Genomic DNA, 263 nt, shown 5'->3' on the forward strand with positions numbered 1-263 from the left:
GGTTCGGCGTCCAAATCGCTGGACTGAAAAACATTCCAGCCGATGGCAGCGTCGTGCTCTTCGGAAATCACTCGGGCGTTCTACCAATCGATGGATGCCTACTTTATGACGGCATCGTCAACAAACATCCTGAGCCGCGAAGGTCGCGATTCCTAGTCACCAAGTTTTTGCTTAACGCACCGATCTTAGGCAAGATGTTACGCGGATTCGGATGCATTCCACCTGAATTTGACTCTGCAACCGAACTGTTGCGCAGAGGCGAT

General features: G+C 51.7%; 1 protein-coding gene. It reads left to right on the top strand.

Annotation, left to right across the window (positions count from 1 at the left end; translation table 11 throughout):
* Nucleotides 1-14: 14 nt before the first annotated feature.
* Nucleotides 15-263 (top strand): 1-acyl-sn-glycerol-3-phosphate acyltransferase (locus ACZ3GY_RS24230; RefSeq protein ID WP_465912316.1); only part of this gene is annotated, 249 nt, incomplete at its 3' end.

The organism is Pseudomonas sp. PME37.24/006, from assembly GCF_055556635.1.